At 38.8% G+C, this 22,397-nt stretch carries 24 protein-coding genes and 1 riboswitch; of the genes, 12 read left to right on the forward strand and 12 right to left on the reverse strand.

What is annotated here, in order from left to right; all coding sequences use genetic code 11:
• Positions 1-38: 38 nt before the first annotated feature.
• A complete protein-coding gene (locus CYAN7822_RS16080; protein ID WP_013323312.1) occupies positions 39-668 on the forward strand; it encodes a precorrin-8X methylmutase in 630 nt (209 codons plus the stop codon).
• Between the two features lie 9 nt (positions 669-677).
• Here the strand turns inward: CYAN7822_RS16080 and CYAN7822_RS16085 are convergent, their stop codons facing one another.
• From CYAN7822_RS16085 to kdpA, 5 genes are read right to left on the reverse strand one after another with little or no spacing between them, the layout of a single operon-like run.
• Positions 678-1,814: a histidine kinase gene (locus CYAN7822_RS16085; protein ID WP_013323313.1), complete on the reverse strand. Its 1,137-nt coding sequence runs from the start codon at positions 1,812-1,814 to the stop codon at positions 678-680.
• A gap of 2 nt (positions 1,815-1,816) precedes the next feature.
• Positions 1,817-2,389: a K(+)-transporting ATPase subunit C gene (kdpC, locus tag CYAN7822_RS16090; protein ID WP_013323314.1), complete on the reverse strand. Its 573-nt coding sequence runs from the start codon at positions 2,387-2,389 to the stop codon at positions 1,817-1,819.
• Between the two features lie 22 nt (positions 2,390-2,411).
• Positions 2,412-2,663 (reverse strand): potassium-transporting ATPase subunit F, encoded by a 252-nt coding sequence (locus tag CYAN7822_RS16095; protein ID WP_013323315.1) that lies wholly within the window; start codon positions 2,661-2,663, stop codon positions 2,412-2,414.
• A 44-nt stretch (positions 2,664-2,707) separates the two neighbouring features.
• On the reverse strand, positions 2,708-4,801 hold the full coding sequence (kdpB, locus tag CYAN7822_RS16100; RefSeq protein ID WP_049802572.1) for a potassium-transporting ATPase subunit KdpB: 2,094 nt from the start codon (positions 4,799-4,801) through the stop codon (positions 2,708-2,710).
• Between the two features lie 31 nt (positions 4,802-4,832).
• Entirely contained in the window at positions 4,833-6,515 is a 1,683-nt protein-coding gene (gene kdpA, locus CYAN7822_RS16105) for a potassium-transporting ATPase subunit KdpA (protein ID WP_013323317.1), read from the reverse strand.
• A 153-nt stretch (positions 6,516-6,668) separates the two neighbouring features.
• Here kdpA and CYAN7822_RS16110 point away from each other — a divergent pair, with 153 nt between their 5' ends.
• Positions 6,669-7,745 (forward strand): sensor histidine kinase, encoded by a 1,077-nt coding sequence (locus CYAN7822_RS16110; protein ID WP_013323318.1) that lies wholly within the window; start codon positions 6,669-6,671, stop codon positions 7,743-7,745.
• A gap of 8 nt (positions 7,746-7,753) precedes the next feature.
• Positions 7,754-8,416, forward strand: coding sequence for a response regulator transcription factor (locus CYAN7822_RS16115; RefSeq protein ID WP_013323319.1), 663 nt, complete (start codon positions 7,754-7,756; stop codon positions 8,414-8,416).
• Between the two features lie 57 nt (positions 8,417-8,473).
• Here the strand turns inward: CYAN7822_RS16115 and pirA are convergent, their stop codons facing one another.
• Both pirA and CYAN7822_RS38695 read right to left on the reverse strand, forming a co-directional pair.
• Positions 8,474-8,632, reverse strand: coding sequence for an arginine synthesis PII-interacting regulator PirA (pirA, locus tag CYAN7822_RS38690; protein ID WP_013323320.1), 159 nt, complete (start codon positions 8,630-8,632; stop codon positions 8,474-8,476).
• Between the two features lie 29 nt (positions 8,633-8,661).
• Positions 8,662-8,817, reverse strand: a complete 156-nt coding sequence (locus tag CYAN7822_RS38695) for a hypothetical protein (RefSeq protein ID WP_013323321.1) — start codon at positions 8,815-8,817, stop codon at positions 8,662-8,664.
• A 34-nt stretch (positions 8,818-8,851) separates the two neighbouring features.
• Positions 8,852-8,908: riboswitch (Glutamine riboswitch) on the reverse strand.
• A gap of 173 nt (positions 8,909-9,081) precedes the next feature.
• Here CYAN7822_RS38695 and CYAN7822_RS16120 point away from each other — a divergent pair.
• Both CYAN7822_RS16120 and CYAN7822_RS16125 read left to right on the forward strand, forming a co-directional pair.
• Complete coding sequence (locus CYAN7822_RS16120; protein ID WP_013323322.1) at positions 9,082-9,345, forward strand: hypothetical protein; 264 nt, start codon at positions 9,082-9,084, stop codon at positions 9,343-9,345.
• A gap of 31 nt (positions 9,346-9,376) precedes the next feature.
• A complete protein-coding gene (locus CYAN7822_RS16125; RefSeq protein WP_013323323.1) occupies positions 9,377-9,973 on the forward strand; it encodes a GNAT family N-acetyltransferase in 597 nt (198 codons plus the stop codon).
• A gap of 334 nt (positions 9,974-10,307) precedes the next feature.
• Here CYAN7822_RS16125 and CYAN7822_RS16130 read toward each other — a convergent pair whose 3' ends face one another.
• On the reverse strand, positions 10,308-11,186 hold the full coding sequence (locus CYAN7822_RS16130) for an Rpn family recombination-promoting nuclease/putative transposase (protein ID WP_013323324.1): 879 nt from the start codon (positions 11,184-11,186) through the stop codon (positions 10,308-10,310).
• Between the two features lie 235 nt (positions 11,187-11,421).
• Here CYAN7822_RS16130 and CYAN7822_RS16135 point away from each other — a divergent pair, with 235 nt between their 5' ends.
• The 4 genes from CYAN7822_RS16135 (at position 11,422) to CYAN7822_RS16150 (ending at position 14,228) form a co-directional block, all read left to right on the forward strand.
• On the forward strand, positions 11,422-12,048 hold the full coding sequence (locus CYAN7822_RS16135; RefSeq protein WP_013323325.1) for a FeoB small GTPase domain-containing protein: 627 nt from the start codon (positions 11,422-11,424) through the stop codon (positions 12,046-12,048).
• Positions 12,014-13,459 (forward strand): ferrous iron transporter B, encoded by a 1,446-nt coding sequence (locus tag CYAN7822_RS16140; RefSeq protein WP_013323326.1) that lies wholly within the window; start codon positions 12,014-12,016, stop codon positions 13,457-13,459. The genes CYAN7822_RS16135 and CYAN7822_RS16140 overlap by 35 nt, the downstream gene beginning before the upstream one ends.
• Complete coding sequence (locus CYAN7822_RS16145) at positions 13,456-13,689, forward strand: FeoA family protein (protein WP_013323327.1); 234 nt, start codon at positions 13,456-13,458, stop codon at positions 13,687-13,689. The genes CYAN7822_RS16140 and CYAN7822_RS16145 overlap by 4 nt, the downstream gene beginning before the upstream one ends.
• 269 nt (positions 13,690-13,958) lie before the next feature.
• Positions 13,959-14,228, forward strand: coding sequence for an HMA2 domain-containing protein (locus CYAN7822_RS16150; RefSeq protein ID WP_013323328.1), 270 nt, complete (start codon positions 13,959-13,961; stop codon positions 14,226-14,228).
• 228 nt (positions 14,229-14,456) lie between these two features.
• Here the strand turns inward: CYAN7822_RS16150 and CYAN7822_RS16155 are convergent, their stop codons facing one another.
• Positions 14,457-15,716, reverse strand: coding sequence for an L-lactate MFS transporter (locus CYAN7822_RS16155; RefSeq protein ID WP_013323329.1), 1,260 nt, complete (start codon positions 15,714-15,716; stop codon positions 14,457-14,459).
• A 361-nt stretch (positions 15,717-16,077) separates the two neighbouring features.
• A complete protein-coding gene (locus CYAN7822_RS16160) occupies positions 16,078-16,551 on the reverse strand; it encodes a TspO/MBR family protein (RefSeq protein ID WP_013323330.1) in 474 nt (157 codons plus the stop codon).
• Between the two features lie 417 nt (positions 16,552-16,968).
• Here CYAN7822_RS16160 and ahcY point away from each other — a divergent pair, with 417 nt between their 5' ends.
• The 3 genes from ahcY to CYAN7822_RS16175 all read left to right on the forward strand — a co-directional run bounded on the left by ahcY (position 16,969) and on the right by CYAN7822_RS16175 (position 21,151).
• On the forward strand, positions 16,969-18,258 hold the full coding sequence (gene ahcY, locus CYAN7822_RS16165) for an adenosylhomocysteinase (RefSeq protein WP_013323331.1): 1,290 nt from the start codon (positions 16,969-16,971) through the stop codon (positions 18,256-18,258).
• An 89-nt stretch (positions 18,259-18,347) separates the two neighbouring features.
• Positions 18,348-18,968 (forward strand): exopolysaccharide biosynthesis protein, encoded by a 621-nt coding sequence (locus CYAN7822_RS16170; protein ID WP_013323332.1) that lies wholly within the window; start codon positions 18,348-18,350, stop codon positions 18,966-18,968.
• 362 nt (positions 18,969-19,330) lie between these two features.
• The gene (locus tag CYAN7822_RS16175; protein WP_013323333.1) at positions 19,331-21,151 is read left to right on the forward strand and encodes an alpha/beta hydrolase; all 1,821 of its coding nucleotides are present in this window, start codon (positions 19,331-19,333) and stop codon (positions 21,149-21,151) included.
• Between the two features lie 81 nt (positions 21,152-21,232).
• On the opposite strand, the gene CYAN7822_RS16180 is transcribed toward CYAN7822_RS16175, so the two are convergent.
• Together CYAN7822_RS16180 and CYAN7822_RS16185 are read right to left on the reverse strand one after the other, a co-directional pair.
• The gene (locus CYAN7822_RS16180; RefSeq protein ID WP_013323334.1) at positions 21,233-21,625 is read right to left on the reverse strand and encodes a hypothetical protein; all 393 of its coding nucleotides are present in this window, start codon (positions 21,623-21,625) and stop codon (positions 21,233-21,235) included.
• Between the two features lie 255 nt (positions 21,626-21,880).
• Positions 21,881-22,309, reverse strand: a complete 429-nt coding sequence (locus CYAN7822_RS16185; protein ID WP_013323335.1) for a hypothetical protein — start codon at positions 22,307-22,309, stop codon at positions 21,881-21,883.
• Positions 22,310-22,397: the final 88 nt, after the last annotated feature.

Raw genomic sequence — 22,397 nt, forward strand, 5'->3', positions numbered from 1 at the left:
ACCATTGATAACTGATAACAAATAACAGTTAACTGATCATGGAATGGCACTTAAGCGATGCCCAAAGTCTAGCAATTATTGATCATGAAATTGGGCAAACCTCTCTGGCACCGGCAGAATATGAAATTGCTCGTCGCGTGATTTACGAAACGGCTGATTTTGAATATCTGTCTCTGATTCGTTTTGCTGATCGGGCTTTACCCGCAGGCGGGGCGGCTTTAGCCGCTCGTAGTACCATTGTTGTCGATGTACCAATGGTTCAAGTGGGTATTGTCCCCAATTTACAAAGAACTTTTGCTAATCCAGTTTACTGTTCCACAGAAACCATTACTCGCCCCCAAAAAGGAAAAACCCAAGCCGCCTGGGGAATGCAAACCTTAGCTAGACGTTATCCTGAAGCGATTTTTGTCATTGGAGAATCTCAAACCGCACTGGTGGGTTTAGTGGAATTAATTGAAGAAGAGAATATTAAACCCGCATTAGTGATTGGTACTCCTGCCGGATTCGTCGGTGCTGATGTGGCCAAGCAACGATTACATGATGCTGAAGTGCCTTATATTTGCGTTTATGGGCGTAAAGGAAGCCCTGTGGTAGCGGTGGCTATCGTCAATGCTTTGGTGGATTTAGCTTGGCAAGCTTACGGACAAACGGCCAATGACGACAGGTAAGGAACTAGATTAATCATGATTTTTAGTGGCAATAATATGTAAATCTACATCCTTTAAATAGCCAATTAACTGCTGAACAGGAGAGCCTTTTAAAAATAATTGCCAGCGCGATTTCTGAGTTTGTCCCAAAACCACTTGAGTAATATGATATTGATGAGCTACATCGGCAATGGCTTTAGTAACATCTACCCTTTCAACTCGCAAAAATTTTCCCCCAAATTGCTCACAAAGTTTCTCACAAGTCTCTATATATAAACTTTCATCTTTGGTTAAAAAACGTTCTGGATTACTGACATATAATCCATAAAGCCGCGCCTTCATTTGACTAGCTATTCTAGCCCCTCGCCTCAACAATTTGACAGAGTGTTGATAGGTAGAAACACATACTAAAATCCGTTCTTTAACGCAACAGTGATGATTAAAAGGCTCAAAAGATTCGGCTTCTTCTTCTAGATTATCGGCTACTTCTCGCAAAGCTAATTCTCGTAAAGCAACTAGGTGATGTCGCTGAAAAAAGTTTTGCAAAGCTTGGTCTATTTTGTCAGGAGCATATATTTTTCCTTCTTTTAATCGTTCTTGTAAAGTTTCTGGCGTAACATCCACAACAACAACCTCATCGGCTTCATCTAAAAGACGATCGGGAATTTTTTCTCGCACAACAACGCCGGTAATTTTTGCCACGACATCATTAAGACTTTCAAAATGTTGAATATTAACGGTAGAAAAAACATCTATTCCGGCTTCTAAAATAATTTCAACATCTTTATATCTTTTATCTGTAGGAGAACCTGGGACATTAGTATGAGCAAGTTCATCGATTAAAACTAACTGAGGTTGACGTGCTAAAATTGCCTCAGTATCCATCTCAGTTAAAATAACTCCTCCATAATTAATATTTTTACGAGGAACTATTTGTAATCCTTCAGCAACTTCGGCAGTTTCTTCTCGTCCATGAGTTTCTAGTAAGCCAATTACAACATCTATTCCTTGTTCTTTCAATTCGTGAGCTTCTTCTAGCATTCGGTAAGTTTTACCGACACCGGCAGACATACCAATATATATTTTATGTTTGCCTCGCCGCTTTTTAGGAAGCTCGTAAGGAAGAGGTAAATTAGGTTGCTCTGTTAACTCATTTTTGCTGATCATAATTAAGCTTTATCAAGAGCTATATTTAATTTTACGACATTAACTCCGGGTTCTCCAAAAATACCTAAAAAGCGAGAATCAGTATTTTGATTGATCAAAATTTCCAGTTTATTTTTGTCTAAAGAACGGGCGGCGGCAATTCGTTCAATTTGGGCTTTAGCTGATTCAATAGTAATATGAGGGTCTAATCCAGAACCCGAAGTATAGACCAAATCAGCACTCGGTTTAATACCAACTTTATTGAGTTCAGCAGAACGTTTTTCAACCCGATTTAATAAATCAGGATTACTCGGCGCTAAATTACTTGCCCCAGAAATTCCTGTCGGTTGAGCCTTTTCTCCTTCACTATAATTAATGGCGCTGGGACGAGTCCAAAAGTATTTATCAGATGTGAAATTTTGTCCAATTAAAGCTGAACCAATAACTTTTCCTAGCTCATTTTTTATTAAGCTTCCATTAGCTTGATCAGCAAACAAGACTTGTCCTAAAAATATCAAAAAAAATGGATAAATTATAGCTGTAATAAGCCAAAAAACTAAGGTGGCTCTAATTCCTGTAACAATATCTTTTACCATATTCTTTACACTCCTATGTAATTTAGAATTTTTCGGGTTGTAAAATTACCCAGAATAAATAAACTGATAAAGCAAAAGTAGAACAAATCAAAATCCCGATAGCATAAGAATTAGTTTTAGTTAAACTGTCTTCAGCCGCCGCATAAATGGGATAAGCCATTAATAAACTCAAGATCATCCCACTAAAAACTAAAATCGGTAAATAAATAAATTTTAAAGGGTTTACTTCTCCCTTCATAAAAGTTTTTGTCTTTGAAAAAATAGGCTTTTTCATTTTATTTTTTCCTCTTTTCTAAAAAGGTTAGCACTGATTGAATTTTAGAATCGGGCTAAACCGACTCCCGTTATTAGCAAATCAATCACTTTAATTCCAATGAAGGGAGCAATAATTCCTCCTACTCCATAAATTAAAATGTTTTTTTGTAATAATTGATTAGCACTAAGCGGTTGAAACTCCACTCCTCTAAGTGCCAAAGGAATTAAAGCAGGAATAATCAAAGCATTGTAAATTAAAGCGGATAAAATAGCTGAAGAACCACTGGTTAATCCCATTATATTTAAGCTGCTAATACCAATTGCAGCAAACATCGCTGGAATAATCGCAAAATATTTGGCTATATCATTAGCAATAGAAAAAGTTGTTAATGCGCCGCGAGTAATTAATAATTGTTTGCCAATCGTTACTAAATCAATTAGCTTGGTAGGATCTGAATCTAAATCTACCATATTGGCGGCTTCTTTAGCGGCTTGTGTACCAGAATTCATGGCTACTCCTACATTCGCCTGTGCTAAAGCCGGAGCATCATTGGTTCCATCTCCTGTCATGGCCACTAATTTACCTTTAGCTTGTTCTTCTTGAATCACTCGTATTTTGTCTTCTGGAGTTGCCTCAGCAATGAAATCATCAACCCCTGCCTCTCTAGCAATAACTGAAGCCGTAATACGGTTATCCCCAGTTAACATAACCGTCCGCACACCCATACGTCGCAACTGGTCAAAGCGCTCTTTTATCCCGGGTTTAATGATATCTTTGAGATAAATTACGCCATACAAATCACCATTTAAAGCCACTGCTAAAGGAGTACCTCCTAAGTTAGAAACTTTTTGATAAGCTTGTTCTAAATCTTCTGATAATTTTCCGCCACGAGAACGAACAAAACCTTTTATAGCATCTACCGCTCCTTTGCGAACTTCGCCACCATCTGGTAAATTTGTGCCGCTCATGCGGGTTCTAGCTGAAAATTCAATGCCCTCTGCTTGTTCAGTTTTAAAATCGACTATCGCTCCTAATTTTTGGGCGAGTTTGACAATAGATTTTCCTTCGGGTGTCTCATCAAATATACTGGCGGCTAAAGCCACTTTAGCCACATCTAATGGGGTATGTCCATTAACCGGAATAAATTCTTCAGCTAAACGGTTTCCCAAGGTAATTGTACCGGTTTTATCTAAGATTAAAGTATTAATGTCGCCACAAGCTTCTACTGCCCTTCCTGAAGTAGCAATAACATTAAATTGAGCGACTCTATCCATGCCGGCAATACCAATAGCGCTTAATAATCCCCCAATAGTAGTAGGAATTAAAGCGACTAATAAGGAAACTAAAATAACTATGCTGACCGGATTGTTTACATAATTGGCAATGGGGGGAATTGTCGCAATAACAATTAAGAAAACTTCCGTTAAAACCGCTAATAAAACCGTGAGAGCAATTTCATTTGGCGTTTTGCTTCTTTGTGCCCCTTCAACTAAAGCAATCATGCGGTCTATAAAGCCTTTGCCGGGGTCAGAACTAACTCGAATAGTTAACTCATCAGAGATAATTTTTGTCCCTCCAGTCACCGAACTAGCCACATCAGAACCGGGTTCTTTTAAAACGGGTGCAGATTCTCCAGTAATGGCTGATTCATCCACAGAAGCTACGCCAGCAATGACTTCTCCATCGGCTGGAATAATATCGCCAGTAATCACTTTAATAATGTCGCCTTTACGCAAGTTTGTAGAACTCACTTCTTGAATGGAACCATCCTGTAAAAGTTTGCGGGCGATAGCATCGCTTTTAGTGGCTCTTAAGGAATCTGCTTGGGCTTTTCCTCGCCCTTCGGCAACCGCTTCAGCAAAGTTAGCAAATAGAAGGGTAAAGAAAAGAATGACCGTCACTAATCCGTTAAAAAGCCGTTGATTTTCTCCAGGGTATTGCCCAAATAAATCGGGATTTATGGTTAACAAGAAAGTGACAATTGTCCCAATCCAAACCACAAACATGACGGGATTTTTGACCATCACTTTTGGATTCAGTTTGACGAAAGAATCTTTAATGGCCCGTTGATAAATTCCTTGAAAATTGACTCGCTTACTTTTTTTGATATGAGCGCGTCTTACCGGGGGTTTTGATAACATTTTTGGGTTTGGCATATAAAAACTTTCAACTCACAGAAAAAATAGATTATTTAGCGGCAATTTGAAAAGCTTCTGCAATGGGTCCTAAAGCGAGTACGGGAAAGAAGGTTAACGCTCCCAAAATGAGAATAGTGATAGCATTTACACTGGTGAATAAGTTACTATCAGTGCGGAGTGTACCTGGGGTTTCAGGAACCGGTTGCTTTCGGTACATATTTTCTGCTAATAACAACAAAGCAATAATGGGAATAAAACGCCCTGCTAATAAAACCACAGAGGTACTTAAATTCCACCAAAGGGTATTATCTCCTAATCCTTCAAATCCTGAACCATTGTTAGCGGCGGCGGAAGCATATTCATAAATCACTTGAGAAATACCATGAAAACCCGGATTACTAATTCCCGCGATTTGTTCAGGAAACGCTAAAGTAATCGCCCCAGGAATTAAAATAGCTATTGGATGAACTAAGAGAATAACACTAGCTAAAACGATTTCTCTTTTTTCTATTTTACGTCCTAAAAATTCTGGGGTTCTTCCTACCATTAATCCCGTTAAGAAAACCGTTAAAATTAGAAAAACAAATAGATAAGCGGTTCCCGTTCCTTGTCCTCCCCAAATAATTTGTAAGAACAAATTAAATAATGTGGCTCCTCCTCCAGGCGGCATTAAAGAGTCGTGCATTCCATTAACAGCACCGCACATTGTTCCTGTAGTGGTTATTGCCCAAAGCGCAGTTTGTGCCCAACCAAAACGGATTTCTTTGCCTTCTAAATTGGGTTGCTGTTCTCCTAATAGTCCATTAATAATAGGGTTCCCTTGGAATTCTCCCGAAGCGGCGATAAAAATTGTAATAACAAAGAGGATAAACACCATCCAAAATAAAAGCCATCCCTGTTTTTTATTACCAGCTATTATCCCATAGGTATAAATCATGGCTGCGGGAATTATAACCATTAAAATAGTTTCGATTAAATTCGAGAAACCATTCGGATTTTCAAAAGGATGAGCCGAATTTATCCCAAAAAAACCCCCTCCATTTTCTCCTAACTGTTTAATCGCTTCAATGTGAGCTACTGGGCCTACTGCGAGGGTTTGAGTTGCTCCTTCTAGGGTTGTGAGGGTAACTGGTGGAGCCAGGGTTTCAGGAACTCCTAAGCTTATTAAAACTATTGCCGCCACTAAGGAAAATGGTAATAAAACTCTTGTAATAGAAAGAGTTAAGTCAACATAAAAATTCCCTAAAGGTTGACCTGTCAATCCTCGAATAAAAGCAATTCCAACAGCTAATCCTGTGGCAGCAGAAGTAAACATTAGATACCCTATAGCCCACATTTGGGAAGCATAACTTAAGGTTGTTTCCCCTGAATAATGCTGTTGGTCGGTATTAGTAATAAAAGAAATAGTGGTATGTAAAGCCAAATCCCAACTCGGGGCTTGTAATCCAGTCGGATTGAAGGGTAAACTCCCCTGAATCATAAAAATTAAATAGACTAAAATAGCCATAACCAGATTAGACCACAATACCGCTTTTATGTATTGTGCTGCTGTCATGTTTTTATTGGGGTTCGTTCCAATTCCTGCATAAATTATTCTTTCGATAGGATTTAGAATAGGATCAAGAATTGTTTTTTTGAACAAAAATACTCTAGCCAAGTAATTGCCCAAAAAAGGAACAATTACCACTAATATAATTAGAGTTAAGACAATTTGTATCAAGCCTTGCACCATAGCAAATTGGCCTTCTAAAGTTCTAAGATTGTTTGATATGCCATTATTTTGAAACTTTGATGAAGGTTTGTAAATTTATCAGATGATATATAAATTGATGCTTCTATATCTAGAAATATAGATAGGCTCCACAACTGAGGTCAATGAATACGGATGAAAGGTTCAAAACCCCTAATATACTGGCTAATTTTGCTTTTTTTTGCTGTGATACTGAGTTTAGAGTACGCAACCCCCGCCGAGTATGTGTTTGGCTATTTTTATATCGTCCCTATTGTCTTAGCCAGTTATAAATTGACTAAAAAAGCCACCTTGCGCCTAACATTGATAGGCGTAGGATTAACGTTATCTAATTTAGTTTTTCCTCAATTAGAAATAGAGACTCTAGCCATTACCGTCAATCGCTTGATTGCTGTGTTAGCCTTGTGGGTAACGGGAAGCTTGGCCGTGAGAATTCGTCAATACGAAGAAGAAATTAACCGTCAACAAGCACAGCTACAAGCACAACAACAACTAGCGGCTGTGCGAGAAGATTTTATCTCTACCCTAACTCATGATTTAAAAACGCCGCTTTTAGGAGCTATTGAGACAATTAAAGGAATTAAAGCCGGATTATTTGGAGAGATTACACCTCAACATCAAAAAGTTCTAGAAATGATGCTGCGTTCTCATCGGTCTAGTTTAGAATTGGTGCAAACTTTACTGGATGTTTATCGTAATGATATTGAAGGAATTCAACTTCAATGTGAACCTGTAAATTTAGCCTCTATTGCGGCTGAAGTTATTGCTACCTTAACCAATTTAGCCGCTACTCGTCAGGTTTATGTGGTTTTAAGTTGTGGAGATTCAGATTTTCGGACTCATTTCTGGGTCAATGGGGATGTTTTACAACTTCAGCGTGTATTTAGTAATTTAATTATTAATGGGATTAATCACTCTCCTAGAGGGGGTAGAGTGGAGGTCAAATTAGAAACAGAGGGCGATTTTCAACTGGTCAAAATTCTCGATAATGGACAGGGAATCACACCTAATGAACTCCCTCACTTATTTGAGAGATTCTATCAGGGCACGGGTGATAGACAAGCAAGTGGCACTGGCTTGGGACTGTACCTAACTCGACAAATTATTACCGCTCATGGTGGTAAAATTTGGGCAGCAAATCGTTCTCCAATGGGTGCTATATTTATCTTTTGCTTAAAAGCTATTCCCTTGCCAAACAATGATTTAAATTAATAATTTTTATGAATTTTCTACGAATTTTACTGGTTGAAGATGATGAACTATTCCGCTTAGGATTGTCTGTGAGGTTGCAAAAAGAAACAGGTTTGCAAGTCGTCGCAGAAGCAACCGACGGTGAAACGGCAGTAGATTTAGTTAATCAGCATTTGCCGGATGTGGTATTGCTAGATGTGGGTTTGCCAGGTATTGGAGGGGTAGAAGCTTGTCGCCGCATTAAACAGCAACATCCTCAAATACCTGTGTTGGCCTTAACTTCTCATTCTCAGAAAACCTTGATTGAGCGCTTAATTGTGGCGGGTGCTTCCGGATATTGTCAGAAAGGAATTGAAGCAGAATTATTAATTTTAGCCCTACGTTCAGTGGCGGCGGGTGCTTCTTGGTGGGATTCTACCGGAACCAGTTCTTTACGGGAAGCTTTAACAAATGTGCCTTTTAATTCTTCTGTGGAATTATCAGAAATAGATTTACCACAACCGTTAACCAAACGAGAATTAGAAATTTTAGCCTTGATAGCCACAGGTCATACTAATCAAGAAATTGCCGAGAGATTACAAATTACTGTGGGTACCGTGCGAGTTCATGTTCATACTATTTTACAAAAATTAGATGTCCGTGACCGCACTTCGGCGGCTGTGTTGGCTATTCAAAAAGGCTTGGTTTCTTAATATTAAAGCCTGCGTAGGCAGGCTTGGCTCGTATAGACATAGGCTTGAGCCTATGACTTAATCGTTGTAGTATCTTCTTTCTGCTTCTAGTTGAGCAATTAAATGATGTTGCCCGTTAGCTCTGGCTACTTCTAAGCGATGTTCTAGCCTTTTGAGAAGGTTAGCCCGATGGATTTGAGAAAGTGGAGAAACGTTTTTGTCATTATTTCTTTGCATGATTATCCTTTGCTTGAAGAAGGTTAAATTTATTCATTAATACCGATTTCTTCGGCTGTTCTATGCAACATTGTTTGTTCCCGATTTTGTTGCTTATGGCGGCTAATGCTCATCAGTAAACGAGCAGTGACGCGAACGGAATCAGAATTATTATTAGTTTGAATGCCCAATTGATTGTTAACCATGTCGCCTCTTTCGGATTGTTGTGTGTTTGAATGAGGCGCGTTCCTTCGGGAGGTTTCCCTACTTCCGTCTCTGATTCCAGAGATGAACGATTTATCCTTCACTTACTACTATATCAATTTTTTTCCCTAGGTGCTTTCTACCAAAAGAGGGAAAACTCTACTCGTGTGATGTGATTATTACTACATCAAGTTTTATTATTGTTATTTGATACAGATTATACATAGGTAGACGAGATAAGCTAATTAAAGTTCCTCTTAAAATTTATGCAAATCGAATCTACAACACAAGAAACAATTAACGGCACTGAGCTAGTATTGACTACAGTGGTGCTGAATCAAGTCTCTAGCCATTGTATCCTCACAAGGCTTTTAATCAACGCTTTAGGGCGGCCTGGGGTTGATAATGACATGGAACTTGTGGGTGCTGGCGATAGATGGATCATTACTTGGACTCATCCGCAGTTTACCGTAGCCCAAACTCAAGCTTTAATAGAAAAAGCCCTTACTCCTATGGCTACAAAAGAATAAATATCAAACCACATCAGGGGGTTTTTGAGCATTGTTAACTGTCAATTCCAGCATAGACCCTAAAAAATACAAATTAGAAGCCATTGCCGCTCTCATTTATGAATCAGGACCAGCACTTTTTGGCTTAATATTTGGTCGTCAGGCTATTTCACTGTTAACTCGTTTAGTCAAAGGCGAGCAAAATCATTATAGCTATCGAAATTTACATATCGCTGAAATTGAGGGGCAAGTATTGGGAGTAGCGGTTATGGTAACAGCCGAAGAACTACACAACAATAGAGATCATAAAAAACTCTTGAATAGTTGGCAACATTTAAGGCAGAAGCTTGTATATAAGTTAATTTTTAATCGGTTCCTCAAAGAAAACTATCCTCACAAAAGTTGTTATGTGGCAAATTTAGCCGTACATCCTGAGTATCGAGGGCGCGGCATTGGCACAAAATTACTGGAAAGTTGTCTAGAAAAAGCCAAGGGATTAGGCTCAACTTCGGTGTGGATTAGTGTAGATATTGATAACTCGAGAGCGCAAAAACTTTATGAGTCTGTTGGCTTTAAGATGGTTGAAACAAAAAAAATGTTGCTCTTTGGTCAGGCAATAGGCAGTAATATTTTAGTAAAATCTCTCTAGAGGTATTTGGGTCATCTTTATATGATTTGTAGGGGCGCAAGGCTTTGCGCCCGTAAGTTCAAGGCGAGTTTGAAGCAAGATCCGATGTTATTGGGATTAATCAATATGATAATTGGCGATCGCTCAAAGTCGACGGCTACGACATCGGTTTTCGGGTGGTGTGCGGGTTCGGGAGGACTTAATTACCCTTAAAAGCCCCTAACCCTGAAGGGTTGGGCTATACGAGCAAAGCCCGCGAAGGCGGGCTAATATAAATAAATTGTTCTTTGAAGCCTGCGTAGGCAGGCTTAGTCCGTATAGCTCCAGGCTTCAGCCTGCGAGTGCTTTTAAGTGACTATAAATTCTCAGATTGATTTGAGGCGGCTTGTGTGACTTGTTCTAGGGTTAAATCTAAAGCGGCGGCTATTTGTTCAATAGTTAACCCCAATGCCAACAAACGCGGCACAGATTCTATTTTAGCCGCATTTCGACCTTCAAGTCGTCCTTCAAGTCGTCCTTCTTCGCGTCCTTTACGCTCTCCTTCTTCGCGCCCTTCTTCGCGCCCTTCTTCGCGCCCTTCTTCTAAAGCTTCTTGATAAACCTTAGTCTGCTTTAAATCACTTAAACTAAACATCGCTTCTATCTCCTGGCGGCTGCTTCTGGGTAATTTATAGATTAAGATTGTTTCTATTAATTGTAAAATTTCTCGAAGTTGATTATCATCTTGTATTTGTTGTCGACTTCTAGTAACTAACTCTCTGCCAACAGCAATAGCACTTTCCTCATCCACTGTCACTAACTTAACGGTGGCTAAACCCAAGGATAATTGAGAAATTTCCCCTAACTCGTCTAAATAGATTCTTGTGACTCTCTCACTCAATAATAACTCTCTATATCGTTGAATCGAAAGCGTTTCTACTCGGCGGCTAGGATAAATAACCACTCCCCGCCAATCATTCTCTAACTCAGTTTTATCCAGATAGAGAAAAATCTGAGCAAAAAAACGAGAATAGAACCGAGAGTCAACTTGAAATTGCACTTCAGCAAAATAAATAGGTTTCTCGGGTAAATCTGCGTTTGGCAGAAAAACCCCATCGAGTCGGAAAGCTAATTGTTTGATCTCAACCGACGAAAATTGATAATTTTGCGCTTCAGATGGTGAAGAGTCGATTAATTCAAAGAAAATTTGCGGAAAAGCTTCAAAAAGGCTATAGAAAATAGTATCAGTTTTCACGCTCGTTAAAACCTAATATTTAGCCTATCTTACCAAGGGTGTATGTAATAACAGCGCATCCTCCTAAAGTTAAGTTTTGTTGAAAAAAATTACACTTTTGGTTAAATGTTTGTTAAAAACAAATCTTAACAACAAAAAAATGTTATCAATAAACTATGGAGAGGTAATTGACAAAATTTTCTTTTAAGAAACCAGTTTTTTTCCCATCCCCCAGTAGGACACTACTGCAACGCCTATGAAATGTCATCAATGCTCCTCTAATTGTGGCAAGACCACTAACCCCTCTCCCAATAAAATACTGCAATTTTTTCGCCAAAAATCCGGTTTACCGACGGCAAATTTGACCAATATTCCTCAAATCGCCTTAGTAGGAATGCCAAATGTGGGGAAAAGCGTACTATTTAACGCTTTAACAGGAACTTACGCCACAGTTTCCAACTATCCTGGCACAACGGTAGAAGTGTCGAGAGGTCAGACTGTAATTGATGATCGTCAGGTAAATGTGATCGATACTCCTGGAATGTATTCGTTAGTTCCCATCACAGAAGAAGAACGAGTCGCTCGGGATTTATTATTAAAAGAACGGGTAAATTTAGCCATTCATGTCTTAGATGCCAAAAATTTAGCCCGAATGTTACCCCTAACTTTCCAACTCATAGAAACAGAAATACCAGTTTTATTAGCCTTAAATATGATGGATGAAGCACGACAGTTGGAAATAGAGATTAATCAACAAAAACTCGAAGAAGAATTAAAAATACCTGTGGTAACAATGGCAGTTGCTCAAGGTCGTGGTGTCAAAGAATTAGTTTCAAGGATGGCTAAATATGTCACATCAGATTGCTTATCCGGAGCCTATTGAAGCGGCGATCACTTCGGTTGAATCTCTCTTATCTTTTGAGCCGTCTTACTCGCTTTCTAGGCGTAGTATCGCCCTCATAATCTTACAACAAGATGCTTCTGTATGGGAAAGTTTAGGCTTAAAAAAAAGTCAATATCCAGAAATAGAAGGAATTATTAACGGAGTCCAGCAAGACTTAGGAGAACCTGTTGCAATTGCTATTGCTTCTTATCGACAACAACTTGCATGGCAGTTAGAAAAAAAAGTTTTAAAAGAACCCACCCAAAGTAAACCCCCCTTTACAGAAACGTTACACCGCTTAACAGTAAACCCCCTGACAGGCTTTCCCATTTTGCTGCTCATTCTCTACTATGGAGTCTATAAATTTGTTGGAGAATTCGGTGCCGGAACTTTAGTTGATGCCATTGAGGGGTTTTTTGAAGGCAAAATCAACCCTTTTGTTAATCATCTCGTAGCCGCTATTTTTCCCTGGCAACCTTTACAAGATTTATTTGCCAATGACTACGGGATTATTACTCTGGGTATTCGCTACGCCACAGCAATTGTTTTGCCGATAGTCTGTACCTTCTTTTTAATGTTTTCCTTTTTAGAAGACAGTGGTTATTTACCCCGATTATCCCTCATGCTTGACCGCTTATTTAAAATTATGGGTCTCTCGGGACGGGCAGTTATTCCCATTGTTTTAGGATTAGGGTGTGATACGATGGCCACTCTCGTTACACGCACTCTAGAAACCCGAAGAGAGCGCTTAATTGCCACCTTTTTATTATCATTAGCTATTCCCTGCGCGGCTCAATGGGGCGTGATTTTAGGACTGTTGGCACAAAAACCGGCAGCCTTAATATTTTGGGGGGGATTTATTTTTTCTATTTTCTTGTTAGCGGGTTTTTTAGTGGCTCGAATCTTACCCGGAAAAGAAGCAGGATTTTATATCGAAATTCCTCCGTTACGCTTTCCTAAACTGAAAAATATCATCACTAAAACCTATGTCAGGATGAAATGGTATTTCTTAGAAATCCTACCGATATTTATCTGGGCTTCGGTTTTAATTTGGTTAGGTCGTCTGACAGGGTTATTTGATTTAATTATTAGCTGGATACAACCGGTTAGCCTTGCTTTAGGACTGCCAAAAGAAACAGCCGCTATTTTCTTGTATGGCTTTTTTAGACGAGATTATGGCGCAGCAGGATTATTTGATTTACAATCTAATATGGCAATGAATGGTAATCAAATTGTCGTTGCGGCGATTGTTCTTACCCTCTTTTTACCTTGCGTTGCTCAACTGCAAATTATGCTGAAAGAAAGAGGATGGAAAACCACAACGGCAATTGTTTTATTTATCTTTCCCTTTGCGTTTATAATCGGTTATCTGGTTAATTTGTTCTTAACTGTTACGGGATTAAGTTTATGATGGCATTGTCTAAATTAAAAACTGGAGATAAAGCGGTAGTTGCTCCTTGGCAAACGGCTGATGATGCTCTAATTAGGAAGTTTATGACGATGGGAATTATGCCGGGAATTCCTATTACTTTAGAACAACAGTTTCCTTCTTATATTGTTAAGGTGGGTAGAACTCGTGCGGCTTTTGATCGCGAAACGGCACAATTAATTTATGTTCAGGAGGTTAAAAGAAGGGGTTAAACAATCTGTTTCTATGGGGGTTTCGCACCAAGACGCAAAGAGTTTGTCTGTTAGGAACTTACTCTGAAAATACTTTTATTAAGCAATAGATACCATCCACACCAAAATTACTAGGATTAAATCTATAGGAGGTAGGGGATAATCTGTTAAATCAATTGTGACCGTTTTTTCGATTAATTTGTCTATCTAAAATTTTTTTTACTTTTTCTGGAATTAAAGTAGTAGTCTTAGTATAATATAAACAGATAGAAATAAAGGATACCTGAAAAGTGGAATATGATGTCGTTCATCAAGTTCCTGGGCGGGTTAGATATCGCATCCCTCAACTAGCTCATGATCCAGAATTAGTAGAGAATTTGCAATTTTTACTAGGGCGTGAAGAGTATGTAACGGAAGTTCGGATTAAACCTTTCGCTAGTTCTCTGGTGGTTAGTTATCAAACAGAATCTTTATCAGCCGAAAAAGTCCAGACACAGCTAGAGAATTTGTTCAAAATAGCTGATCTAGTTTTTCCCAAAGAGGTACAAAAAAAACCCTAAAAGCCAAAAATATTGGGAGAAACGGCCAATTTTTATAAGTTTAATTGGGGGAAAAACGTTGAAACCTTTTCCCTTTCTCCCTTCTTTGTCTCAACTAATAATTTAGATGCGTAGGAGCTTATTCCAAAGCGTGGAGCGGCTCAAGGTTTCATTAGATGTTGCAGTAATATTTTTTCAAGTGATGAAAAAACGCTGCTCAAAAATACTGATAGCATTTCAGAAGTTTAACTAATGTAATAGCTCTGATTTCACTTTTACAGCAGAAGGCAAAGGCTTTAAGAGGAAAACAGCAATAAACATTCCGATGATGGCCAGTCCTGCCATAGGATAAAAAGCATAAGTATAACTGCCAAAAAAGTCTCTAATTGAGCCAGCCACCAAACTCCCGAATAACGCCCCTAACCCATAGGCTGTAAAGACAATCCCATAGTTTTTAGCATAATTTGGGGCTTGGAAAAATGACAAAGTTGCTGTAGGTGCGATCGCTAACCAACCGCCTAAACACAGCCAAAATATAGAGAAGCCAAGCAAATAAGAAACGGTATCTCCCGCTTTAGCATAGAGCATTATAATGGAAGCAAATAGCATGAGTCCGAAAGTAGTCATAGCGGCTGCTTTCGGTTTAATTCGGTCAGTCAACCACCCAAAAAGAATTCGTCCTCCGCCATTAAAAATGGCAAATAAAGAAACACTGATAGCTGCTGTTGTCTCATCAAGTTTAATGATTTCTTGGGCGACAGAGCTAGAAATTCCAATGGCTGAGAGTCCGACAAAGCCGCCAATAATATAACACAGCCACAAGCCGTAAAATGTCTGGCTTTGCAACATTTGTTTAACATTCATGCCTTCAGAAGGCATAACCTTTGCTTGAACCGTTTCCGTTGAGGTTGGTTGCCAATGGGCGGGAGGTTCTCTCAGCAAAAAAGCAATCCCGACTAACAGCAGGATAAAAGCAATACCCAAAATGTCAAAGGCGGGTTGTATGCCATATTGCTTGATGAGAGATTTAGTTAAAGGGGCAGTAATTAAAGGAGATAAACCAAAACCAAGCACTGTCAGCCCGATCGCAAATCCTTTCTTATCGGGAAACCATCTAGCGGTGACCACCAGAGGCACTCCGTAAGCAATCCCCACTCCTGCCCCTGCAATGCCTCCATAGGTTAAGATCAGCAGAGGAATGTTGCTCACAAACCCAGAGAGAAGATAGCCAACACCCATCACCACTCCGCCAATGGCAAGTACAACGCGAGTTCCCAATTTATCGATAAAAAAGCCTGTAATAGGCATTAAAATGGCAAAAACTGCCAAAAAAATTGTATAAGGCAATAAGCTTGCTGTTGCTCCTACATGAAGCCAACCTTCCAAAGGTTTTCTAAAGATGCTCCAAGAATAAACCGTACCAAGGCACAGCATGGCTGCCATACCCAGAGGAATAATTAGCCACCTCCCTGTGCGAGCCGGCAGCCCAAAAAGTTTTATGGTATCCATACTTTTTGTCAAGTTTGCAATGAGTTTTGACTATATATTTATCGTAGCTAAATTCAGCCTAAAAGATTAAGTATATTTACTTTTATTAACACAACATTAATGTTTTGTAAGGTATTATTTATACTTTATTAAAAATATTTTTTATTTATTAGAGTGAGACTATCTGGATTATTGATAATAGATAGCAAAAAAAAAATTTTCAGCTTATTAGAGCAAAAATCAATCCCCGTAGAGAGCTTAAATAGAGAATCTCTACAGGGCGAAGAGGTTAAAATAATATGGTTTGCTGTTTAAATCAGGGCTAAACTCAAAAGTTTGACTATTTCTAAGTTTCGTCCTTAAATCATTTTCAACGGCTGATTCATGCCTCATCAGGATTTAATTGAATCATTTGCTCAGTAGCGTAAGTACCAATGGGACTCCAAAGGACATAAGGTAATAACAAGATTGCTGCCCATTGATCAATAAATGACACGCTTATAGTCAACAAAATTCCTAACAATAATCCTGATGCGCCTAAAACTTTACCAACCACTAGACTACGAGAGCGTAACGTTCCGGGAATATAAGCAGTGGTAACGATTTCTAAGAGTAAATAAAGCCCCATTAACAACCAAGTTTTCATACTGCCTGGATCAGCTTGCCAAACCCGCAGGGCACTAAATGCGCCGCCAGTAAAAATTGCTGTCCAAATAAAAGGAATCGCAGGCTCAAAAAAGAGCCAATTCGGGCGTTCTAAATGCTTTGCCCAAGGAATATCTCGGGGTCGAATGAGCAAGCCGCCTAGCGCCACTAAAAAGGTAACTCCACCAATGATCATCCAGGGTTTTAACATCGTTTTACTGCCAAAAGAATAAAATAAAAACTTGGGAAACCCTACAGCAATAATGACAATCGGTTAAATGACTTTAATCTCTCTGTAGAATGAATTAAAAGAGAAAATAGAGGCTCATCTTATACAAATCTACAGATTACGCTAACTTGAATCATACTTAGCCATTTGAGTGATGGTATAAAAGTTCTAGCTTGTTGAGACTAATTCTTATATAGGGATTCTTGGTGACGGGGAGTTTCGCTCTGAAAGGTTGGTTTGCTCCTCTACCATGTCCTTAATTATCGTAAAGTCAAAAGATATTAGTCATTTACCTTCAACTTAGACAAAAAAATTCCTATTACCAAAGACCGAAGAAAATGTTAATTTAGTAAAACTGGCGACTTATAACCATAAAACCATATTAAGGAAAATCCTATCATGACAGTAACTCCTATTCCACCCAAACAAGAGCTTAAATACGAAATTAAAGACATCTCTCTTGCTTCCGTTGGAAAACAACGTATAGAATGGGCAGGACGTGAAATGCCAGTCCTCAAGCAAATTCGAGAACGTTTTGAACAAGAAAAACCCTTTGAAGGGATTCGTTTAATTGCTTGTTGTCACGTTACTACCGAAACCGCTCATCTGGCGATCGCCCTAAAAGCCGGTGGTGCAGATGCTCTTTTAATTGCCAGTAACCCCCTATCGACACAAGATGATGTCGCCGCTTGCTTAGTCGCTGACTACGGTATCCCCGTATATGCGATTAAAGGAGAAGATAACGAAACCTATCACCGCCACGTTCAAATTGCCCTCGATCATAAACCCAATGTGATCATCGATGACGGAGGAGATGTTACCGCTACCCTCATCCAAGAAAGAAAAGACCAAATTCCCGATATTATTGGCACTACCGAAGAAACTACAACGGGTATTGTTCGCCTCGCTGCGATGTTAAAAGATGGGGTTCTCAGCTTCCCCGCCATGAACGTCAATGATGCCGATACCAAGCATTTCTTTGATAACCGCTATGGAACCGGTCAATCTACACTAGATGGAATTATCCGCGCTACCAATATCTTGTTAGCTGGTAAAACCGTAGTAGTAGCTGGTTATGGTTGGTGTGGTAAAGGAACCGCCATGCGGGCCCGAGGATTAGGTGCTAACGTCATTGTCACTGAAATTAACGCTGTTAAAGCGATTGAAGCTGTTATGGATGGCTTCCGCGTGATGCCGATGATTGAAGCGGCTCCTCTGGGAGATATATTTATTACGGTTACCGGTAATAAACACGTCATTCGTCCTGAACACTTTGATGTGATGAAAGACGGTGCCATTGTTTGTAACTCGGGTCACTTCGATATTGAAATCGACCTCCAAGCATTAGGCGCAAAAGCCACTGAAGTCAAAGAAGTTCGTAACTTTACCCAACAATATACCCTACCTACTGGTAAATCTATTGTGGTCTTAGGGGAAGGACGCTTAATTAACCTAGCGGCGGCTGAAGGACACCCTTCTGCGGTTATGGATATGAGCTTTGCTAACCAAGCTTTAGCCTGTGAATACTTAGTCACCCATAAAGGTCAATTACAGCCAGGAATTTATAATATTCCTACGGAAATTGACCAAGAAATTGCCCGTCTCAAATTAACAGCCATGGGAGTTTCTATTGACAGTCTGACCCCCGAACAAGAAGCTTACTTAAATTCTTGGACTTCGGGAACTTAATTAAATTGAATCAAATTTAACTCCGGTGGGCACTGCCCACCTTTATTATTAAGTAGGGAGTAGCGAGGAAAACTAACGACTAATAACTAATGACTAAACTTTCTTTAGAATTGCAGCGCTTTTTTTTTGAAGAAGAAAGAGCTTCAAAAATCCAACTTAGTGATTTACTCTCCCTAGCAGGAGAACGAATTTTTGGGTTTTTATTAGTAATATTATCTCTTCCTTCGGCTTTGCCGCTTCCTGCGCCGGGTTACTCTACCCCTTTTGGAATTTTAATCTTTTTGTTAGCCATTCAACTGATTTTAGGGGCAAAAATGCCTTGGCTGCCAGAAAAGATCATGCAGACATCAGTCAAATTAGAAACTGTACAAAAAGTCATTCAAGCCGCACTTCCCGCTTTAGAGAGAATTGAACGCTTAAGCCAACCTCGCATAGCCTATATTTGTACGAGTTTGCCAGGTCGAATCATACTGGGCATAGCCATTGCCGTCATGGCACTTTCTATGATCATTCCCCTGCCGGGAACCAATACCCTACCCGCGATGGGAATATTCATTACGGCTTTTGGGCTACAAGAAGATGATGGCTTTATCAGTCTTATCGGCTTATTATTTTGTTTAATAGCCGGCTTTCTCTCTAGTTCTATTATTTGGGCCACTATTTGGGGGAGTCTAAATTTATTAGATTTCATGAAAAGCCAACTTAGTTAATAAAAGTTATTAATCAAAAATATAAACAAGCTTTTAGTATTTTTCCGCCATTATCTGACTTAAAAACTCTTTTTTTAGCAAAAAAATCTCAATAATCCACATTAAAGCCACCAAGAGACTTACTGGAATAACCAAGCCACAAACCTCTCTAGGTCTAAAGCCTGAAAATTAAAATTATATTTTTGAACCTTTATCTGTAATAATACGTCGATCAAGAAAAACCGAAAGACTACTTTTATCTAATTGTAAAGATAGTATTAGATTGTGTTAATTACCATAAAAGTTATGGGAATTATATTAAAGTAGCCCCTCCCTTTAGGGTAGTCGCTAGAAAGCAATAATACAGGTCTGATCACGGAAAAATGACAGTAGCTTGGAAGACTTTCACTTCTCGTTTAACTTTACTGGGTAGCCTTTGCACAATCCTATGGACATTAGGAACTCTTTTTGCCCCATCGGCTAGAGCCGCCGAGCGCCTTATTCTAGAAATAGGACCTCTACAACAGACTATCACGATTGAGGACTTAGAAAAATTTGCCCACACAGCAGAAGTTCCCCCTAAATTAAAACCCTACAGCTTTTTGTTAACGCCAGAACTCAAAGAAATGCTGGTGAGACGGCTACACGTCGATCCCCTCTTAGCCGAACAATTTTTAGATCAATTATTTCATTCTTCAGACGGCGAAAAATTACTTGAGCAAATACAGAGCGCTATACCAGAAACCACATTAGCTCAAATTCAACAGTCTTTACAAGAGGCGACTAAACAACCCGATGATTTAAATATTCTCAGTTTTTTACGAGTATATCCCTCTGATACCGTTAAAATAGACCTAAAAGCGAGCGCAACTATAGCCGCTCAACTGGCGGCGGCTAATTTACAGAGCAAAATTCTCAGTCCCATTTTAGCTTCCGAGTTAGCCGTTAAAACTGATACAAAATTACCATTAAGCTTCAATCCCACCAATCCCGGTCCAGAAACCGTTTATAAAGAAACCTTTATTTTTCGAGACAAAGCGAGAAAACGTACTATTCCTGCCGACGTTTATTACAGTTTTAATACCCAAGGCCCCTTGGTAGTTATGTCTCATGGCTTTGCGGCTGATCGTCGTTTTTTGAAATATTTAGCTTATCATCTCGCCTCTTATGGCTTAACGGTTGTTTCCGTTGAACATCCAGGTAGCAATATACATTCTTTGGTACAGTTCCCCGAAGGAATGAAACTCAATCAAATTTTACCGGCTTCAGAATTTATCGAACGTCCCAAAGATATCAGTTTTGTACTAGATGAATTAGAAAAAATCAATCAAGAAAATAGCTATTTTCACGACAAATTTAATACAAAGCAAGTCAGTCTTATTGGTCATTCTTTTGGCGGTTATACCGTCTTAGCTTTAGCCGGCGCAAAATTAGACCCGAAGCAACTCCGCAGTTTTTGTCAAAGTTTAACGCCTCTGGGACGTTCGCCGGCAGACTGGTTACAATGTTCAGGGGCTGAATTACCCTACTCTCAAGTTAGCTTTTTTGACCCCAGAGTCGCCCAAGTTATTGCCTTTAATCCCATTGCGGGTCATTTGTTTGGTGAAAGCTTATCTGAGGTTAAAGTCCCCACCCTAATTTTAGCTTCTAGTGAAGATGGTATTACCCCGAATCTAGCCCATCAACTGGAACCCTTTAAACAACTACAGGGAGAAAAATATTTAATGGTTGCGGTTGGGGCTACTCACATGAGTGTCACTGATATTAGTTACATTACAAGTACGATGGGACAAAGTACCCTTGTGCGCGAAATTATGGACGAATCCGCTAATCCTGTAAGAGAGGCAGCCAAAGGAGTGAGTTTAGCCTTTATTAAGCAGTTAACCGACCAACGGTCAGAGTATAAGTCTTTTTTAACCCCGGTTTATCTTCAGTCCCTCAGTAGTGATCTGATTTCTCTGCGTTTGACGACTCAGTTACCCACCAGTTTAAATTTAACCTTAGATGTTCTTTCTTTGAGCAATCAAAAGCTTACTGTAGACGATGAATCCGAGTTTAACCTCGATCCGTTTGGGAAAATTCGGGTTTGTTTGGCTAATTTAGGCTCTCTTTTTTCTCCCCCTCAATATCAAACTGGACAATTAGAGCAAATTTTCGACGGTCTTTTGAAAACTTATGACCGACATTCAGGAAAGTTGAGTTAATCAACAAATTCAATCTTCCTGATTATTTAGCTTAAAATTACACTCAGCCTTCAAACAAAGACTGAGTAACTTTGTTCTAGTCTAAACTTCAGACCACCAAACTGAAATACGCTTAGAAGATATTTTGAAATCTTTTGGCTTGGTTGCAAGAATTATTTTCAACCAATACTCGACAATTTTTCGAGGAATATTTCCTTTAATATTGATAGTATCAATATTGATGATATTTTCTTCGAGCAAGACATACCCTTTAAACTCAATTTCACATTCTTTTCTTAAAGACTGAATTTGCTGAAACACTTCATTATTCAGAGGAGCTAAACTTTTGTCAATTTCTAAATAGCCTTTTTCAAGCAGAATTTCCATTTGCTGTAAGTTTAAGGAAAAAACCTGAAAATTGCTTTGTATGTCAAGTTCTTTTAAGCCCAAATTTTGCAAAATCCAATTATTATGTTCAGCGAAATTTAACATCATATTTTATTACCTCTTTCCTTCTTTTTTTGCAAATTATAAATTCACAAATCAAATTATTTTTGACTTATTTATTTTGATTTCTGGAAACAAAAAGAGATGCAAGCAGGCTTTCAATATGGCTTTAATTGATTAAAAATCATAGTGTTTTTTTCAAAACTAATTTGTCAGGAATTATTAAATAGATTCATCTCAGACAAAGAGAGACTGCTACTTATGCTTAGGTATTTTTTGACTAAACATAAGATTGCTGTACTATTAGCTGTTTTTTTTTAAAAGAAACTGTTGCACTTCTTGAGATTTCAGAATTTCTTCAGCCCAACTCTCTGCGTCTATCAATGTAGGAATCTGCTCAGGATTTATTCTTGCTGCCAAATTAAAATAGACTGGCTCATCATCTAAACAAATTACTACTGAATCTTCTCTTTTTAAAACTTCAAATTTAAGAAGCTCTAAAAAAGTATATTTAAGGGCTTTAAGTTGACTATTCCCAAAAGTTGGCTCAAATATGACAGAACCGTCTAGCGTCTGCGCTTGAGCATACCAACAATCAGGATTATTTGCTAAATTTTTGCAAATAATTTGAAAGTTTTTGTATATAAACATATTTGGTTCTAACGTAACAGAGTTACTATTAAGGTGCGTTGGTGTGTATAATTTAATTTTTACAAATATATTTTGTAGCATAAGTGACTTAAATCTCTTTTTTGTAATGATCTTAATCACTTTAAATTATGTTAAGTGGCTGCAATTAATCAAAGATCAGTAAATTCAC

This window comes from Gloeothece verrucosa PCC 7822, assembly GCF_000147335.1.
GTDB classification, from domain to species: Bacteria; Cyanobacteriota; Cyanobacteriia; order Cyanobacteriales; family Microcystaceae; genus Gloeothece; species Gloeothece verrucosa.

Coding starts and splice junctions, on each gene's coding strand:
- CYAN7822_RS16080 (WP_013323312.1), top strand. CDS start 39: ATGGAATGGCACTTAAGCGATGCCCAAAGTCTAGCAATTATTGATCAT.
- CYAN7822_RS16085 (WP_013323313.1), bottom strand. CDS start 1,814: ATGATCAGCAAAAATGAGTTAACAGAGCAACCTAATTTACCTCTTCCT.
- kdpC (WP_013323314.1), bottom strand. CDS start 2,389: ATGGTAAAAGATATTGTTACAGGAATTAGAGCCACCTTAGTTTTTTGG.
- CYAN7822_RS16095 (WP_013323315.1), bottom strand. CDS start 2,663: ATGAAAAAGCCTATTTTTTCAAAGACAAAAACTTTTATGAAGGGAGAA.
- kdpB (WP_049802572.1), bottom strand. CDS start 4,801: ATGCCAAACCCAAAAATGTTATCAAAACCCCCGGTAAGACGCGCTCAT.
- kdpA (WP_013323317.1), bottom strand. CDS start 6,515: ATGGTGCAAGGCTTGATACAAATTGTCTTAACTCTAATTATATTAGTG.
- CYAN7822_RS16110 (WP_013323318.1), top strand. CDS start 6,669: ATGAAAGGTTCAAAACCCCTAATATACTGGCTAATTTTGCTTTTTTTT.
- CYAN7822_RS16115 (WP_013323319.1), top strand. CDS start 7,754: ATGAATTTTCTACGAATTTTACTGGTTGAAGATGATGAACTATTCCGC.
- pirA (WP_013323320.1), bottom strand. CDS start 8,632: ATGCAAAGAAATAATGACAAAAACGTTTCTCCACTTTCTCAAATCCAT.
- CYAN7822_RS38695 (WP_013323321.1), bottom strand. CDS start 8,817: ATGGTTAACAATCAATTGGGCATTCAAACTAATAATAATTCTGATTCC.
- CYAN7822_RS16120 (WP_013323322.1), top strand. CDS start 9,082: ATGCAAATCGAATCTACAACACAAGAAACAATTAACGGCACTGAGCTA.
- CYAN7822_RS16135 (WP_013323325.1), top strand. CDS start 11,422: ATGAAATGTCATCAATGCTCCTCTAATTGTGGCAAGACCACTAACCCC.
- CYAN7822_RS16140 (WP_013323326.1), top strand. CDS start 12,014: ATGTCACATCAGATTGCTTATCCGGAGCCTATTGAAGCGGCGATCACT.
- CYAN7822_RS16145 (WP_013323327.1), top strand. CDS start 13,456: ATGATGGCATTGTCTAAATTAAAAACTGGAGATAAAGCGGTAGTTGCT.
- CYAN7822_RS16155 (WP_013323329.1), bottom strand. CDS start 15,716: ATGGATACCATAAAACTTTTTGGGCTGCCGGCTCGCACAGGGAGGTGG.
- CYAN7822_RS16160 (WP_013323330.1), bottom strand. CDS start 16,551: ATGTTAAAACCCTGGATGATCATTGGTGGAGTTACCTTTTTAGTGGCG.
- ahcY (WP_013323331.1), top strand. CDS start 16,969: ATGACAGTAACTCCTATTCCACCCAAACAAGAGCTTAAATACGAAATT.
- CYAN7822_RS16170 (WP_013323332.1), top strand. CDS start 18,348: ATGACTAAACTTTCTTTAGAATTGCAGCGCTTTTTTTTTGAAGAAGAA.
- CYAN7822_RS16175 (WP_013323333.1), top strand. CDS start 19,331: ATGACAGTAGCTTGGAAGACTTTCACTTCTCGTTTAACTTTACTGGGT.
- CYAN7822_RS16180 (WP_013323334.1), bottom strand. CDS start 21,625: ATGATGTTAAATTTCGCTGAACATAATAATTGGATTTTGCAAAATTTG.
- CYAN7822_RS16185 (WP_013323335.1), bottom strand. CDS start 22,309: ATGCTACAAAATATATTTGTAAAAATTAAATTATACACACCAACGCAC.